Annotated in this window: 13 protein-coding genes; 3 read left to right on the top strand and 10 right to left on the bottom strand. The window is 67.4% G+C overall.

The genetic code is table 11. The annotated features are described in order from the left end of the window. The first annotated feature begins 10 nt into the window (after positions 1-10). Positions 11-1,504 carry a VWA domain-containing protein gene (locus HNP73_RS12625; protein WP_184149741.1) on the top strand — a complete coding sequence of 498 codons (1,494 nt, stop codon included), beginning with the start codon at positions 11-13 and terminating at the stop codon, positions 1,502-1,504. Positions 1,505-1,679: 175 nt separating this feature from the next. Next, the gene (locus HNP73_RS12620) at positions 1,680-3,119 is read left to right on the top strand and encodes a calcium-binding protein (protein WP_184149738.1); all 1,440 of its coding nucleotides are present in this window, start codon (positions 1,680-1,682) and stop codon (positions 3,117-3,119) included. A gap of 70 nt (positions 3,120-3,189) precedes the next feature. Here the strand turns inward: HNP73_RS12620 and HNP73_RS12615 are convergent, their stop codons facing one another. The 10 genes from HNP73_RS12615 to HNP73_RS12570 form a co-directional block, all read right to left on the bottom strand. Continuing rightward, positions 3,190-3,492 carry a hypothetical protein gene (locus HNP73_RS12615; RefSeq protein ID WP_184149735.1) on the bottom strand — a complete coding sequence of 101 codons (303 nt, stop codon included), beginning with the start codon at positions 3,490-3,492 and terminating at the stop codon, positions 3,190-3,192. Continuing rightward, entirely contained in the window at positions 3,489-3,947 is a 459-nt protein-coding gene (locus HNP73_RS12610; protein WP_184149732.1) for a hypothetical protein, read from the bottom strand. The genes HNP73_RS12615 and HNP73_RS12610 overlap by 4 nt, the downstream gene beginning before the upstream one ends. A gap of 129 nt (positions 3,948-4,076) precedes the next feature. Then, positions 4,077-5,771 (bottom strand): AMP-binding protein, encoded by a 1,695-nt coding sequence (locus tag HNP73_RS12605; RefSeq protein WP_184149729.1) that lies wholly within the window; start codon positions 5,769-5,771, stop codon positions 4,077-4,079. After that, positions 5,768-6,256: a PaaI family thioesterase gene (locus HNP73_RS12600; RefSeq protein ID WP_184149726.1), complete on the bottom strand. Its 489-nt coding sequence runs from the start codon at positions 6,254-6,256 to the stop codon at positions 5,768-5,770. The genes HNP73_RS12605 and HNP73_RS12600 overlap by 4 nt, the downstream gene beginning before the upstream one ends. Then, positions 6,256-7,023 carry an enoyl-CoA hydratase-related protein gene (locus tag HNP73_RS12595; RefSeq protein WP_184149723.1) on the bottom strand — a complete coding sequence of 256 codons (768 nt, stop codon included), beginning with the start codon at positions 7,021-7,023 and terminating at the stop codon, positions 6,256-6,258. Before HNP73_RS12595 ends, HNP73_RS12600 begins: the two co-directional genes overlap by 1 nt. Further along, positions 7,020-7,913, bottom strand: coding sequence for a hydroxymethylglutaryl-CoA lyase (locus HNP73_RS12590; protein WP_184149720.1), 894 nt, complete (start codon positions 7,911-7,913; stop codon positions 7,020-7,022). Before HNP73_RS12590 ends, HNP73_RS12595 begins: the two co-directional genes overlap by 4 nt. Next, complete coding sequence (locus tag HNP73_RS12585; RefSeq protein ID WP_184149717.1) at positions 7,906-9,894, bottom strand: acetyl/propionyl/methylcrotonyl-CoA carboxylase subunit alpha; 1,989 nt, start codon at positions 9,892-9,894, stop codon at positions 7,906-7,908. Before HNP73_RS12585 ends, HNP73_RS12590 begins: the two co-directional genes overlap by 8 nt. Before the next feature lie 8 nt (positions 9,895-9,902). Next, positions 9,903-11,510, bottom strand: a complete 1,608-nt coding sequence (locus tag HNP73_RS12580; protein ID WP_184149713.1) for a carboxyl transferase domain-containing protein — start codon at positions 11,508-11,510, stop codon at positions 9,903-9,905. Further along, positions 11,507-12,670 (bottom strand): isovaleryl-CoA dehydrogenase, encoded by a 1,164-nt coding sequence (locus HNP73_RS12575; protein ID WP_184149708.1) that lies wholly within the window; start codon positions 12,668-12,670, stop codon positions 11,507-11,509. The genes HNP73_RS12580 and HNP73_RS12575 overlap by 4 nt, the downstream gene beginning before the upstream one ends. Before the next feature lie 227 nt (positions 12,671-12,897). Continuing rightward, positions 12,898-13,830 (bottom strand): LysR family transcriptional regulator, encoded by a 933-nt coding sequence (locus tag HNP73_RS12570; RefSeq protein WP_184149705.1) that lies wholly within the window; start codon positions 13,828-13,830, stop codon positions 12,898-12,900. A 125-nt stretch (positions 13,831-13,955) separates the two neighbouring features. Between HNP73_RS12570 and HNP73_RS12565 the strand changes: the two genes are divergently transcribed. Next, positions 13,956-15,182 (top strand): urate hydroxylase PuuD, encoded by a 1,227-nt coding sequence (locus HNP73_RS12565; RefSeq protein ID WP_184149702.1) that lies wholly within the window; start codon positions 13,956-13,958, stop codon positions 15,180-15,182. Positions 15,183-15,506: the final 324 nt, after the last annotated feature.

Here is a 15,506-nt window from a genome sequence, read left to right as displayed (position 1 = left end):
GGAAGTGAATGTGACCAGATTTCCCCGTATCGTCGCCGGATCATTGCTCCTCACCTTCATTTCCGCCGCTTGCGTCACCGCGCAGGACAGTACATCCGCGACAATGCTGGTCTATGATGTCTCGGGCTCCATGTGGGGCCGGCTGGACGACGGCACCACGAAAGTCGAGAGCGCGCGCAAGGTCCTGCGCGACTACCTCGCCTCGGCCGACCCGGAGACCGCGATCGGCGTCGTCGCCTATGGCCACCGCCGCAAGGGCGATTGCGCCGACATCGAACTGATTGCCCCGCCGAGCACCGACACGAAGGGCCTCGCGGACCGCATCGACGCCCTGATGCCGGTCGGAAAGACGCCGCTCACCGCCGCGATGCAGCAGGCCTACGAGGCCCTGCCGAAGACCGCCGAGGAGGCCGACCTCATCCTGATCACCGACGGACTCGAGACCTGCGAGGGCGACCCCTGCGCCCTTGCCGACGAACTCGCGGCAAGCGGCGTGACCGTGCGCGCCCACGTGGTCGGCTTCGGACTCTCCGAGGAGGAGGCGAACACCCTGTCGTGCCTTCCCGAAAAGACCGGCGGCCAGCTCCTGCGCCCGCAGTCGGGCGAGGAACTCAAGACCGCGCTGACCCGCGTCAGCGAACCCGTCGCCGTGAAGAAGGAACCGCCGGCCGAACCGATCACCCAGCACGTCGACCTCGTCACGCCGGACGACCAGCGCATTCGGGCCGAGAAGGTCACCGTCACCGCGGTGAACGATGACGGCGAGAAGATCGGCGTGCGCTACGTTGGCGGCACCAGCTTCACGACCGAGCTCGTTCCCGGCGACTGGACCTTCACCGCCGCGTCGCCCGATGTCAGCGGCGAGGTGAGCGTGACGCTGACCGAGACCACGACCACCGACCTGCCGGTCACCCTGAAGAACGTGACGGGAGTGGTCCGTGATCCCGGCCAGGTGCGCGTCGATGCGGAGACCACCTTCCTGATCGACGTCGAGTCCTGGGGACCGTCGGAATACAACGCCCTCTTCGTCTATCCCGAAGGCGCGAAGCAGCGCTCCAGCCTCGTCGAGGAAGACCAGATGTCGCAGGAGGTCGCAGGCACCTTCTGGTCGCGTCCGATCCGTCTGCCCGGTCCGGGCAAGTATCTCGTGGGGCTCGCGCCTTTTGGGGCGGAAATCTCGGAAGTGAAGAACCCGATCACCGTCGAGGCGACATTCGAGCCGCAGGTAACCATCACGCTCCCGTCCGCGACGGCGACCCGCGCCGAGCTGCTGCCGATCGAGATCACCGGCGGCCACGCCCACAACGACAACATCTGGTTCCAGAAGCCCGGCAGCAATGACCGCTTGGACATCGTCTGGTTCAGCCAGCTCTGGAACGAAGAGGCCGGGCGCATGGAACTGCGCGCGCCGAAGGAGGTGGGCGACTACACCCTCCACTACGGCTGGCAGGAAGACGGCAAGTGGGTCACCGCCACCGAAGTCCCGCTGACCGTGACGAAGTAGGGCCTCGGGTGTCCGGTCGAGCGACCGGACCTTCGCGGCCCGGCCGCTCATCGGGTTCGCCCAGCCGGGAAAGGCGAGCCTGCGCAAGGAGTTTCACGTAAAGCGATCCGGCCGATACTTGTGGACCGGATTGCGCCTTGCCTATCTGGCCCCGAATTGATTGGGGCCAGCTCGCATGACGACGATCTACGGCAGCGCCGGTGACGACACCCACCTGCTTGGCACGGCGAAAGCCGACGAAATCCACGGCCTGTGGGGTGACGACCACATCAGCGGGGTCGCGGGGCGGGACACTCTCTTCGGGGGCGGGGGCAACGATACCCTCGACGGTGGCGCCGGGGCCGACTTCCACGATGGGGGCGGCGGCTTCGATCTCGTTCTCTACACGACGAACACCAGCTCCGTGTGGGCCGATTTGCGCTCCGGGGGCGTCAGCTTTCCGGGAAAGACCTGGCCGACCGAGACTATCGTGAATGTCGAGGCCGTGGACGGCGGCTCGGGGCACGACACCTTCATCGGCAACGGCGCGGGCAACCTCTTCACCGGAAATGCCGGGAATGACACCCTCGTCGGCAATATCGGGGCGGATACCCTCATCGGCGGCGCCGGAGCCGACAGCCTCGATGGCGGAAACGGGCAGGACAGCCTCGTCGGTGGCTTCGGCAACGACACCATGCGCGGCGGACTGCACGACGACATCTTCGTCACCATTCCACTGGTGAGCGGGGTCGATGAGGATGGAAACTTCATTTTCGTCGACGACGGATCAGACGTGTACGACGGTGGCGGCGGCTCTGACACCGTCGCGCTGAACATTCCGGTCAGCTTCGATACCTGGTACCCGATCCTTGGTGAGGTGGCCGCGGCCGTCAACCTTGCGAAGGGAACACTGGCCCTGACGTCTGCCGCGACCAGGGACACCCTGATCGCGATCGAGAACGTCGAGACCGGCAACGGCAACGACACGATCGTCGGCAGCGCGGCGGACAACTTCATCGATGCCGGAGACGGCGTGAACCTGGTCTTCGGCGGCGCGGGCAACGACACGATCCTCGGGGCGAGCGAGGCCTACTGGGCCGGTTCGGGCGACACCCTCAACGGCGGCGCCGGCAACGATCTCATCAAGGGCAACGGCGGCTATGGGCTCGAAGGCGGCCATACCCCGTGGCCGGACGAGGGCTACGCGCTCACCGATCATCTGGACGGCGGCAGTGGCAACGACACGCTGGAAGCGGGTCGTGGCGACGCGGTGCTGACCGGGGGAGCGGGCGACGACGTCTTCATCCTGAGCGACAAGGCGCTGAGCGATGACAGAAACGGCGCGGATACTCCGGACACAGACTTGCCGCAGATCACGATCACCGACTTCAACCGCAGCGAGGACCGCATCCTGCTGGATTTCAGCGAGGGTCACGGGGCGATGTTCGTCGGACGGACGACCGATCTGGAGTTCAATCAGCTCGGGTTCGAGAGGGTCGGCGCGGACACCGTCGTCAGTATCCGCCTCGAGGACATCGGCGGAGATTTCTATGGGCCCGGCTACCACGACATCCTGACGATCACCCTGTCGGACTACCTCGGTGGATTGAGCGCCGCCGACTTCGGGATGCTCTAGACCCCTTCGATCCGGCCGTGCCGGGGGGTCGTCCCCGGCATGGCGCTTCCGGCGGCGGTCGGCGCGGTCCTCAGCTCGCCGGCCCGTTGTCTGACGCGGTGACGCCCACACGGACCACCGATCGCCTGCCCTTTACGTCGTAGCAGGCGAGTTCCACCTGCACACGGCTTCCCTCCGGCAGGTCGCTGGCGGAGACGCGCGACGCCATGTATCCGCGCAATGCACCGCCTTCCTTCAGGACGACCTCCGTTTTTCGGGTGAAGATCGGGACGTCCCGAAACGCGCTCATCGCCTTGCGCAGCCCCGCCAGTTCGGGGGTCTCCGAGTGGTACAGGTCCGCACGGATCGGGCTTCCGTCGACGTAGACGCTCATGGACCATCCACCAGCGGCGCTTGGCATCTCGCCGGTGTTGGCCACGAAGCCGGAGACAAGGACCAGCCGGGCCGCGTCGTCTCCGGGCAGGGATCGCCCGCAGGAAATGTTGTCGATATATATATCACCAGGTCCGGGCGTCTTGCGCTGTTGGCGCTCAGGTCGGCCTCAGCCCGGGCAAGATCGGCCTCGAGTTGCGCGATACGGTCCCGTTCGATGCGGTACGGTGCGCACATCACATGATAGGAAAACAGGAGCAGGAGGACGAGGCCGGTCGCGGCCACGCCGTAGACGCTCCACACGTCGAATTCCGGGGCCATCGCCGCCCAGCCGGAAATTGCGAAATGCAGGACGAACCCGACCAGCGGGACGACCAGCAGGGTAAAGGCCAGTGGTGGTCCGCCAAGCGATGCAAGGCTGTCGGACCATCCCCGGCGTATGGCTTTTCGCAGCATGAGTCCGAGGATGCCCGTGAAACCGGCGCGTGTGAAGAGGTCTCCGAAAGGTTGCGCGCCGGCTGACGGGCGGGAGAGTATCGCGCTATATCGACCGGACAGGAGAGGTGCGCAACGCGCGCACCCGCCTCATGCCGTCGCGTCGGCCTTCAGCCCCATCCGCTCCTCCACGTCGCGGCGCATCAGGAACTTCTGGACCTTGCCGGTCACGGTCATCGGAAACGCCTCGACGAACTCCACGTAGCGCGGGATCTTCTGGTGGGCGATCTGGCCCTCGCAGAAGCCCCGAAGCTCGGCTTCCGTCATCGTCTCCCCCTCGCGCAGCACCACCCAGGCGCAGAGCTCCTCGCCGTACTTCCGGTCGGCGACGCCGAAGACCTGCACCGACTGCACCTTCGGGTGGGTGAACAGGAACTCCTCGATCTCGCGCGGATAAAGGTTCTCGCCGCCCCGGATCACCAGATCCTTGATGCGGCCGACGATGTTGCAATAGCCCTCCGCGTCGAGGCTCGCGAGATCGCCGGTGTGCATCCAGCCGGCAGCATCGAGCACGTCCTTCGTCTTCTCGTCGTCCTCCCAATAGCCCTGCATCACCGAGTATCCCCGGGTACAGAGCTCGCCCGGCTCGCCGCGCGGCACGATCCGGCCTGCGAGGTCCACCACCTTCACCTCCAGATGCGGATGGATCCGCCCCACCGTGGAAACCCGCCGCTCCAGCGGATCGTCGGTGGCGCTCTGGAAGCTCACCGGGCTCGTCTCGGTCATGCCATAGGCGATCGTGACGTCGCCCATGTGCATCCGCTCGACCACCTTCTTCATCACCTCGATCGGGCAGGGCGAGCCCGCCATGATCCCGGTCCGGAGCGACGAAAGGTCGATGCCGGCGAAGTCCGGGTGGTCGAGCTCGGCGATGAACATCGTCGGCACTCCGTAGAGCGCCGTGCACCGCTCCGCCGCCACGGTCTGCAGCGTGACGAGCGGATCGAAGCCCTCCCCGGGATAGACCATCGTCGCGCCATGGGTGACGGCGGCGAGGTTGCCCATCACCATGCCGAAGCAGTGGTAGAGCGGCACGGGAATGCAGATGCGATCCTCTTCGGTCATGCGAAGGGCACGGCCGACGAAGTAGCCGTTGTTGAGGATGTTGTGGTGGGTGAGCGTCACCCCCTTCGGCGAGCCGGTGGTTCCGCTGGTGAACTGCACGTTGATCGGGTCATCGAACTGCAGCCGCCCGCCAAGCTCCGCGAGCGCCGTCCGCTCCGCGTCGCCGCCAAGTGCGGGCACATCCTCGAAGGCGATCGTGCCCGCGACCTTCGGGCCGCCGATCTGGATGACGCTGCGCAAGGTCTTCAGCCGCGCCGCCTCCAGATGCCCCGGGAGCGCGGTGGCAAGCTCCGGCGCGAGGGTGCCGAGCAGCCCCATGTAGTCGCTGGTCTTGAACGCCGTCGCGGTGACGAGCGCGGCGCACCCCACCTTGTTGAGCGCGAACTCGAGTTCGGTCAGGCGGTAGGCCGGATTGATCGTCACCAGCACCAGCCCGGCGCGCGCCGCGGCGAACTGGGTGATCGTCCATTCCGCCCGGTTCAGCGACCAGATGCCGATCCGATCGCCGCGCCGAAGGCCGAGGGCGAGCAGTCCCGCCGCGAAGGCGTCCGCGCGTTCGCGCAGCTCGGCCCAGCTCCAGCGCACGTCCTGCGATGGCGAGACCAGCGCCTCCCGATCGCCCCACAGCTCGGCGGCGTTGTCGAGCGCCTGTCCGATCGTCTGGCCGAGCAGGGGAACGTCGGAGATGCCGGAGACGTAGCTGCCCATGTGATCGCTCATTCGTTCCTCCCTGTCGTCCTGTTGTCTGCTTCCAGGCCAGTCCCGGTCTCGTCCGCCGCGGCGACCGGAATCATCGTCCCCTGCATCACTGCCACGTGCCGGCGCTCGCCGGCGTTGTCCTCGGCCCAGACGTCCGCCGCCGCCACCACGAGCCGCCGTCCGGGGCGAATGACCCGGCCCTCGGCGACAAGGCGGCCGGCGCCGGGGGAAAGCAGGTTGATCTTCATCTCCACGGTCATCACCTCCGAGCCATCGGGGATGACCGACAGGGCCGCGTAGCCGGCGGCGTTGTCGCCAAGGGCGAAGATGAGCGCGGCGTGGGCAAAGCCCTGTTGCTGGCGAAAGCCTTCTCCCACCGCCGCCTCGATCACCACACGCCCCCGATCCACGGAGACGAGCCGCGCCCCGAGGGAGCGCATCATCGACTGGCGTGCGAAGCTCTCGCCGACGCGGGCTTCGGTGCCAGCGAGCGCGCGGTCGGCCATCACCCGCCCCCCAGGAAGGCGCCGATCCGCTCCTGCGCCTCGTCGCTTTCCCAGCGATCCGCGAGGGCGGCAATGGAGGTGCGGATGTCCTCGGCCTCGTCGGTTCCGAGGTCGAGGCAGAGCGCCTTCGCCGCCGCCACCGCCCCCGGTGCCGTCTTCAGCACCGCGTCGGCGTGCCGGCGCACCCGTTCGTCCAGCATGTCGCCCGGGCAGGTCTCGTGGATCAGCCCGGCGCGCATGGCGAAGTCGGTGCCGAAGGTCGAGCCGGAGAAGAACACCTGCCGCGCGAATCCCCGGCCCATGCGGGCGACGACGAAGGGGCCGATCGTCGCGGGGACGAGCCCGAGCCGGGTCTCGGTCAGCGCGAGCCTGATCCCGTCGGCGGCGATCGCGATGTCGGAGACCGCCACGAGCCCGACGCCGCCACCGTAGACGTTGCCCTGCACCCGCGCGATGAGCGGCTTTGGCAGGGCGTTGAGTCCGGCCAGCATCGCCGAGAGCCTGCCGGCCTCGGCCATCTTGCCGGCGCGGTCGGCCGCCTGCTGCTGGCGCATCCAGTCGAGATCACCCCCGGCGCAGAAGCTCGGGCCGGTGGCGGCGAGAACCACGGCGCGGACCGCCGCGTCGTTTCCGAGCGTCGCCGCCGCCTCGGTGAGCTCGGCGATCATCGCGGCGTTCATCGCGTGATGCTTCTCGGGGCGGTCGAGCGTGACCGTCGCGATGCCGTCGGCGCCGGTTTCGACCCGGATCGTCTCGAAGCCGCTCATGAGGCCGGGCTCACGAGCTTCGGGGCCGCTGCGATGTGACGGGCCATGAAGTCCTCCGCCTGCTCCAGTTTCGCCATATCAAGCCCGGTCTCCCAGCCCACTGCGGCAAGCATTCGGACCAGTGGCAGGGTCGAGACGTTGCCGCGCGCACCCGGCGCGTAGGGGCAGCCGCCGAGCCCGCCGATCGCGCTGTCGAAGGTGCGCAGGCCATGGGCGAGCGCCACCTCGACATTCGCGAGCGCATTGCCGGTGGTGTCATGGAAGTGCCCCGCGAGCCGGTCCGCGTCGATCGTCCGCAGCAGGTGCGACAGGACGCGCTCCATGCTCTCGGGCGTCGCGCGCCCGATGGTGTCCCCAAGCGCCACCTCGTAACAGCCCATGGCGAGCAGCGCCTCGGTGACGCGGGCGACCTCGGCGGGCGCGATCGGTCCGTCATAGGGGCATTCGACCATGCAGGAGACATAGCCCCGCAACCAGAGGCCGGCCTCGCGGGCGGCCGCGGCCACCGGTGCGAAGCGTTCGAGGCTCTCGGCGATCGTGCAGTTGATGTTGTGGCGGCTGAATCCTTCGGAGGCGGACGCGAAGATCGCCACCTCGTCGGCACCCGCCTCCCGCGCGCCCTCGAAGCCGCGCAGGTTCGGCGTGAGGGCGGCGTAGCGTACCCCCGGCGCGCGGCGGATGCCGGCCATGACCGCCGCCGCGTCTGCCATCTGTGGCACCCAGCTCGGCGAGACGAAGCTCGCAGCCTCGATGCGGGTGAGCCCGGTCGCGGAGAGCAGGTCGATGAGCGCCACCTTGTCGGCGGTCGGGACGAAGCCGGGCTCGTTCTGCAGGCCGTCGCGCGGCCCGACCTCGTAGATCGTCACTTTCCGTGAGGCGGTCTCAGACATGGGCGTCCTCCCCGTCCGGCTCGCGCGTCTCGGGGGCGAACTCGACGAGCAGTGTGCCATCGCTCACCGTGTCACCGACGGCGCAATGCACCGCCTCGACGATGCCGTCGGACGCGGCGCGCAGGCTGTGCTCCATCTTCATCGCTTCGAGCACCACGAGGATCTCGCCCTTTGCCACGGCCTCGCCCGCCTTGACCGGCACCGAGCGCACGAGCCCGGTCATCGGCGCGGTGATGCGGCTCTCTTCCGGGCCACCGGAGCTTTCGACCGCCAGCGGGTCGATGAGCGCGAAGTCGGTGATCCGGCCGTCGAGCAGCACCGAGACGGCGCCCCCGGCTCGCGCAACGTGGGCACGAAGGTTGCGCCCGCCCTGACGCGCGCGCATTTCACCGCCGCTGACGCTGACCGCCTCGAACCGGGCGACGTGCCAGCCGTCCTCGACGGCGATCGTTCCAGGCCCGAGCAAGCGCAGGTCACGCGCCACCAGGGCGCCGTCCGAGACGAGTTCGACCCGCCGGCTCGCCGACCCCCAGAGGCGGAAGCCGAAGTGCGGCCGCGCCGGGTCGAGATCGAGGGCGGCCATCGCCGCGAAGAGCACCGCCGCGTCCTCGGGCGGGCCGACGTGGGTCAGCGCGTCCTGCTTGCGGCCGATGAGCCCGGTGTCCATCTGCCCGGCGGCGAAGTCGGCGTCGCGGCAGAGCGCCTGCAGGAAGCCGAGGTTCGTCGCCGTCCCCGCCACATGCGTCGCCCCGAGCGCCTCGCGCAGCCGGAACAGCGCCTCGGTCCGGGTGGCCGCGTGGCTGGTGATCTTGGCGATCATCGGGTCGTAGTAGGCGGAGATCCGGTCGCCGCCGCGCACGCCGGTGTCAATCCGTGCGCCGTGCGGGAAGGCCACGTGGAGCAGCGGCCCCGGTGCGGGCAGGAAACCCCTGGTCGGGTCCTCGGCGTAGATGCGTGCCTCGAAGGCGTGACCGTTGAGGCGGATTTCGTCCTGCGCGAGCGGCAGTGGCTCGCCCGCGGCGACGCGAAGCTGCCACTCCACGAGGTCGAGGCCGGTGATGCCCTCCGTCACGGGATGCTCGACCTGAAGGCGGGTGTTCATTTCCATGAACCAGAAGCCGTCCGGGCGGAGCGGGCCGGAGCCATCGACGATGAACTCGATCGTCCCGGCGTTCACGTAGTCGACCGCCCGGGCCGCGGTTACCGCGGCTTCGGTCATCGCCGCGCGCATCTCGGGCGTCATGCCGGGTGCAGGGGCCTCCTCGATCACCTTCTGGTGCCGGCGCTGCAGCGAGCAGTCGCGTTCCCAGAGATGCACCACCTGCCCGTGCCTGTCGCCGAAGACCTGTACCTCGATGTGGCGCGGGGTCGTCACGTACTTCTCGATCAGTACCGCCGGATCACCGAAGCTCGACTTGCCTTCCCGCTGCGCGCCCTCGAGTGCGGAGGCGAAATCATCCGGCGCCTCGACCAGCCGCATCCCCTTGCCGCCCCCGCCGGCACGCGCCTTGATGAGCACCGGATAGCCGATCTTCTCCGCCTCGGAGGCGAGGAAATCCGCGTCCTGTTCGGCGCCGTGGTAGCCCGGCACCACAGGGACGCCGGCCGCCGACATGCGGGCCTTGGCCGCATCCTTCAGGCCCATGGCCCGGATCGAGGCCGCGGACGGGCCGATGAAGACGAGCCCGGCGGCTTCCACCGCCTCGACGAATGCCGGGTTCTCGGACAGAAAACCGTAGCCCGGATGGATCGCCTCGGCGCCGGTCGCAAGGGCGGCCTCGATGATGCGTTCGCCCTTGAGGTAGCTCTCGGCGACGGGGGCCGGGCCGATCGGCACCGCCTCGTCAGCCATCGCCCGGTGGCGCGCGTCGGCGTCCGCGTCGGAATAGACCGCGACGGTGGCGATCCCCATGCGGCGGCAGGTGTCGATGACCCGGCAGGCGATCTCACCACGGTTCGCGATCAGGATTTTCGTGAACATGTCGGCCCTCACATCCTGAAGACGCCGAAGCGCGTGTCCTCGACCGGCGCGTTCAGCGCCGCACGGAGCGACAGCGCCACCACGTCGCGGGTCGTTCGCGGGTCAATGATGCCGTCGTCCCAGAGCCGGGCCGAGGCGTAGAGCGGGTGGGACTGCTCCTCGAACTGGTCGAGCACCGGTTGCTTGAACGCGGCCTCCTCGTCAGCCGACCAGTTGCCGCCACGGGCCTCGATCGCGGTCCGCCGGACGGTGGCGAGAACACCCGCCGCCTGTTCGCCGCCCATCACCGAGATGCGGGCGTTTGGCCACATCCAGAGGAAGCGCGGTCCGAAGGCCCGGCCGCACATGCCGTAGTTCCCGGCGCCGAACGAACCACCGACGATCACCGTGACCTTTGGCACAGCGGCGGTCGAGACGGCGTTGACGAGCTTCGCCCCGTCGCGGGCGATGCCACCGGCCTCGTACTTCGAGCCGACCATGAAGCCGGTGATGTTTTGCAGGAACAGCAGCGGAATGCGGCGCTGGCAGCAGAGCTCGATGAAGTGCGCGCCCTTCTGCGAGCTCTCGGAGAAGAGCACGCCGTTGTTGCCGATGATCCCGACCGGGATCCCGTCGATATGCGCGAAGCCGCAGACGAGGGTGGTGCCGAAGCGCTCCTTGAACTCCTCGAAGTCCGAGCCGTCGACGATCCGGCCGATCACCTCGCGGATGTCGTAAGGGATCTTTGCGTCCGCCGGCACCACGCCGACGATCTCGTGCGGATTCATGGCCGGTGCCACGGCGGACCGCAGCGGGATCGAGGGGGAGGGCGGAAGGCCGAGGTTGCGCACCGCCTGGCGCGCCAGCGCCAGCGCGTGGGCATCGTTCTCCGCGAGATAGTCCGCGACCCCGGAAAGCCGGGTGTGGGTGTCGCCACCGCCGAGGGTCTCGGCATCGACCACCTCGCCGGTCGCGGCCTTCACCAGCGGCGGGCCGGCGAGAAAGATCGTGCCCTGTTCCTTCACGATGATCGTCTGGTCGCTCATTGCCGGCACGTAGGCGCCGCCCGCGGTGCAGGAGCCCATGACGACGGCGATCTGCGCGATGCCGGCGGCGCTCATGCGCGCCTGATTGTAGAAGATGCGCCCGAAGTGGTCGCGGTCGGGAAACACCTCGTCCTGGTTCGGCAGGTTCGCACCGCCCGAGTCCACGAGATAGATGCAGGGGAGGCGGTTCTCCTCGGCGATCTCCTGGGCGCGCAGATGCTTCTTGACGGTGACCGGGTAGTAGGTGCCGCCCTTCACGGTCGCATCGTTGCAGAGGATCATGCAGTCGCGCCCGGAGACACGGCCGATGCCGCCGATGACGCCGGCGGCGGGGATCGGGTCGGCGTAGACGCCGTCCGCGGCGAAAAGGCCGATCTCGAGGAACGGGCTGCCGGGATCAAGCAATCGGGTGATCCGCTCGCGCGGCAGGAGCTTGCCGCGGGCCACGTGCCGGTTGCGGGATTTCTCGTCGCCGCCGAGCATGGTCCTTGCGGCCAGCGCGCCGAACTCGTCGATCAGTCCCACCATGCGCGCGGAGTTGGCGGCAAACTCGGGCGAGTTCGCCGCCACCTTGCTGGTGAGCCGGCTCATTTCGTCTGCTCGAAGATTTCGCGGCCGATCAGCATCCGGCGGATCTCGGAGGTGCCGGCGCCGATCTCGTAGAGCTTGGCATCCCGCAGCAGGCGGCCGGTGGCGAAGTCGTTGATGTAGCCATTTCCGCCAAGGCACTGGATCGCGTCGAGCGCCACCTGCGTCGCCTTCTCGGCGGCGTAGAGGATGCAGCCGGCGCTGTCCTGGCGGGTCGTCTCGCCCCGGTCGCAGGCGGCGGCCACCGCGTAGACGTAGGCGCGGCAGGCGTTCATCGTGGTGTACATGTCGGCGAGCTTACCCTGCATCAGCTGGAAGGTGCCGATGGGGCTGCCGAACTGCTGGCGATCGTGGACATAGGGCACGACGATGTCGAGGGCGGCCGCCATGATGCCGACCGGCCCGGCGGCGAGGACAACACGCTCATAGTCAAGACCCGACATCAGCACGTTGACGCCCTTGCCTTCCTGCGCGAGCACGTTCTCGAACGGCACCTTGCAGCCCTGAAACACCAGCTCGCAGGTGTTCGAGCCACGCATCCCGAGCTTGTCGAGCTTCTGGGCGGTGGAGAAACCTTCCATGCCGCGCTCGACGATGAAGGCGGTGATCCCGCGCGAGCCGGCCTCGGGGTCGGTCTTGGCGTAGACGATGAGCGTGCTCGCGTCCGGGCCGTTGGTGATCCACATCTTGTTGCCGTCGAGGACGTAGCCGTCGTTCTGCTTGCGGGCGCGAAGCTTCATGCCGACGACGTCCGATCCGGCGCCGGGCTCGGACATGGCGAGGGAGCCCACGTGCTCCCCCGACATGAGCTTGGGCAGGTACTTCGCCTTCTGCTCCGCCGTGCCCCAGCGCCGCATCTGGTTGACGCAGAGATTCGAATGCGCGCCGTAGGAGAGCCCGACCGAGGCCGAGGCGCGGGAGATCTCCTCCACCGCGATGCAGTGCGCGAGATATCCCATGCCGGAGCCGCCATCCGCTTCGGGCACGGTGATCCCGAGAAGACCGAGATCGCCGAACTTCTTCCAGAGATCGGCGGGGAACTCGTTCTCCCGGTCGATCTCGGCCGCGCGCGGCGCGATCTCGTCGGTTGCGAAGCGGCGCACCATGTCGCGGAGCGCGCCGATGTCCTCTCCGAGGCCGAAGTTCATCGACTGGTCGAACATGTCTTCCTCCCGTTTGCCGGCGCTCAGTCGCCGCCTGACTGGTCTCAGCCTAACCCGGGGAGGATCGCGTTTCCCGCCAATCTTTGTGCAGGAGGCGCCACGATGCGCGCCTGAAGTCTTCATTGCAAGACGGGAGAGCCTTTCCCCGGCCACCCGAAGAAGGGCCGGGCCGAAGAGGGGCCGGGCCGAGGGGCCGGGGATGTGTCGGGCGGAGAACGCCCGTCCGGTCAGGCGGCGGTCGTTGCCGGCTCCGGCAGGTCCGCGAGCGCCTGCTTGATCGCGGCGACCATGAACTCGATGAAGAGCCGGCTCTTCGGATCCTGCAGGCGCTTGTGCGGGAAGATGCAGGCGAGGCTGACCGCGTAGGGCGGGTTGTCTTCGCAGACCGGCACGAGCTCTCCGGACGCAAGATATTCCGCGACCTCGAAGCGCGGCTTCAGCATGATTCCCCGTCCGGCGAGCGCCCATGCGGTCAGCACGTCGCCATCGTCGGATTCGAGCGAGCTGGCCACTTCGAATCGCTGCGGCCCCTCGGGCGTCTCGAGGGTCCACACGAAGTCCCTTGCTCCGGGATAGCGATGGAGCAGGCAGGCATGATCCTGCTCCATGAGCTCCTTTCCCGTCCGGGGTCGCGGCCGATCCACGAAGTAGCCCGGCGCTGCGCAGAGCAGTCTCGGGCAATCGGCGATGTGCCTTACCCGGAAGTTCGAATCCTCGAGGATCCCGAGGACAAACGCCATGTCGAGCGCCTCGACGGTGATGTCGATCTTCCGGTCCGAAAGGCGGAGGCGGACGTCGATCTCGGGGTAGGAATCCTTGAACTCGGGAATCCGTTGGGCAATCAGCCGCTTGCCAATGCCAAGAGGCGCTCCTACATGCAGGGAGCCCTTGGGCTTGCGCGAAACGTCGGCCACTGCCCCCTCGGCCTCGTCGATCGCCTCGAGAATTTTCTGGGCACCCTTGTAGAAGATCGAGCCCTGCTCGGTCGGGTGCAGACTGCGCGTCGTGCGATTGAAAAGGCGCACGCCGAGGTGCTTTTCAAGTTCGCCGATCCGCGCCGAGGCGACCGCGGCGGAGATGCGCTGATCACGCCCGGCGGCGGACATGGAGCCTAGCTCGTAGACCCGGATGAAGGTCTTAAGATTGCCCGTATATGACATTGGATCTTCCCCCTTCGGCACGCATAGCATTTTCAAGCTGAGGGCGAAACTGCTCGAAGATTTGCAGCATTTGCGAAGAGAGTGATTTCTGCGACGTTATCTCATCATCCAATTGGAGGGGGGCAATGTACGATTTCGCAATCATATGGGACTGGCTGGCCTTTGGTGTCCGCTGGCTGCACGTCATAACCGGAATCGCCTGGATCGGCTCATCATTCTATTTTGTCGCGCTGGACCTTGGGCTTAGGAAGACTCCGAACCTTCCTGTCGGCGCCCACGGCGAAGAGTGGCAGGTTCACGGCGGCGGCTTTTACCATATCCAGAAGTATCTGGTCGCGCCGGAGCAGATGCCCGACCATCTGATCTGGTTCAAGTGGGAGAGCTATGTCACATGGCTCTCGGGCTTTGCCATGCTCTGCATCGTCTACTATGCGGGCGCGAACATCTTCCTCGTGGACCGCACCGTCGCCGACCTGCCGGTCTGGGGTGCGATCGTGATCTCGCTCCTGTCCCTGTCGGTCGGGTGGCTGTTCTACGACAATCTCTGCAAGTCGCGGCTGGCCAACAACCCGACGTCACTGATGGTGCTGCTCTTCTGCATCCTGGTGGTGATGGCGTGGGGCTACACGCAGCTCTTCTCGGGTCGCGCGGCACTCCTGCATCTCGGTGCCTTCACTGCGACGATCATGACGGCGAACGTTTTCTTCGTCATCATGCCGAACCAGCGCGTCGTGGTTGCAGACCTGAAGGCCGGCCGGACGCCGGATCCGAAGTATGGCAAGATCGCCAAGCTGCGTTCGACCCACAACAACTACCTGACGCTGCCGGTGCTGTTCCTGATGCTCAGCAACCACTATCCCCTCGCTTTCGCGACGGAATGGAACTGGCTGATCGCGAGCCTGGTGTTCCTGATGGGCGTCACCATCCGGCACTACTTCAACACCATGCACGCAACAGGCAAGGGACCGAACTGGACCTGGGCGGCAACGGCGGTCATTTTCGTCATCATCATGTGGCTGTCTTCTTCGCCCATGAGCCAGCGGCCGGAACTCGCCATGTCGCCGCTCGATCAGAAGTTCGCGGAGGCGCCTGGGTTCACCCAGGTCGCCGACGTGGTTCGGGGCCGCTGCGGCATGTGCCACACGACCGAACCGTTCTGGCCGGGCGTCCACCGCGCGCCCAAGGACGTGATCTTCGAGACGGATCAGGAGATCGCGGCGTACGCCCGGGAAATCTATCTGCAGGCCGGGCTCAGCCACGCCATGCCTCCGGGCAACGTGTCCGAGATCGAGCCGACCGAGCGCAAGCAGATCGTCGACTGGTATCGCGCCGCCGTGGAGGAGGGTGCTTAACCTAGGACGATTTAAGCCTTTCTCCCCCGGGAGGCTTTCCTTATCATCCCGCGCCGGAGCTGCCTGAAGACGGGGCAGCAGTGGGTTCGGGTGGTGCCAGTGGACGGGACGCGTGATCGCCCGGGGAAGACGGCTAACAACTGGAGTCGCAAGGACAACATTCGCGCGGGTGCGGTGTCTGGTCCATGGCGAAGCGCTCCGCGCGCAGCGGAGCGCAAAGACATCGGGACCGAGGCGCTGGAGGCCGGGCGGGTATCCGAAACGCGGACTCCGGCGCCTGCCCATTTGTCGCACGCCGCGGCCGCGTCGCCGGATCGTGCGAAG

The sequence above is a fragment of the Amaricoccus macauensis genome, from assembly GCF_014201905.1.
Classification (GTDB): domain Bacteria; phylum Pseudomonadota; class Alphaproteobacteria; order Rhodobacterales; family Rhodobacteraceae; genus Amaricoccus; species Amaricoccus macauensis.
The sequence above is the reverse complement of the archived record's forward strand: the minus strand, read 5'-3'. Positions and strand labels throughout refer to the sequence as shown.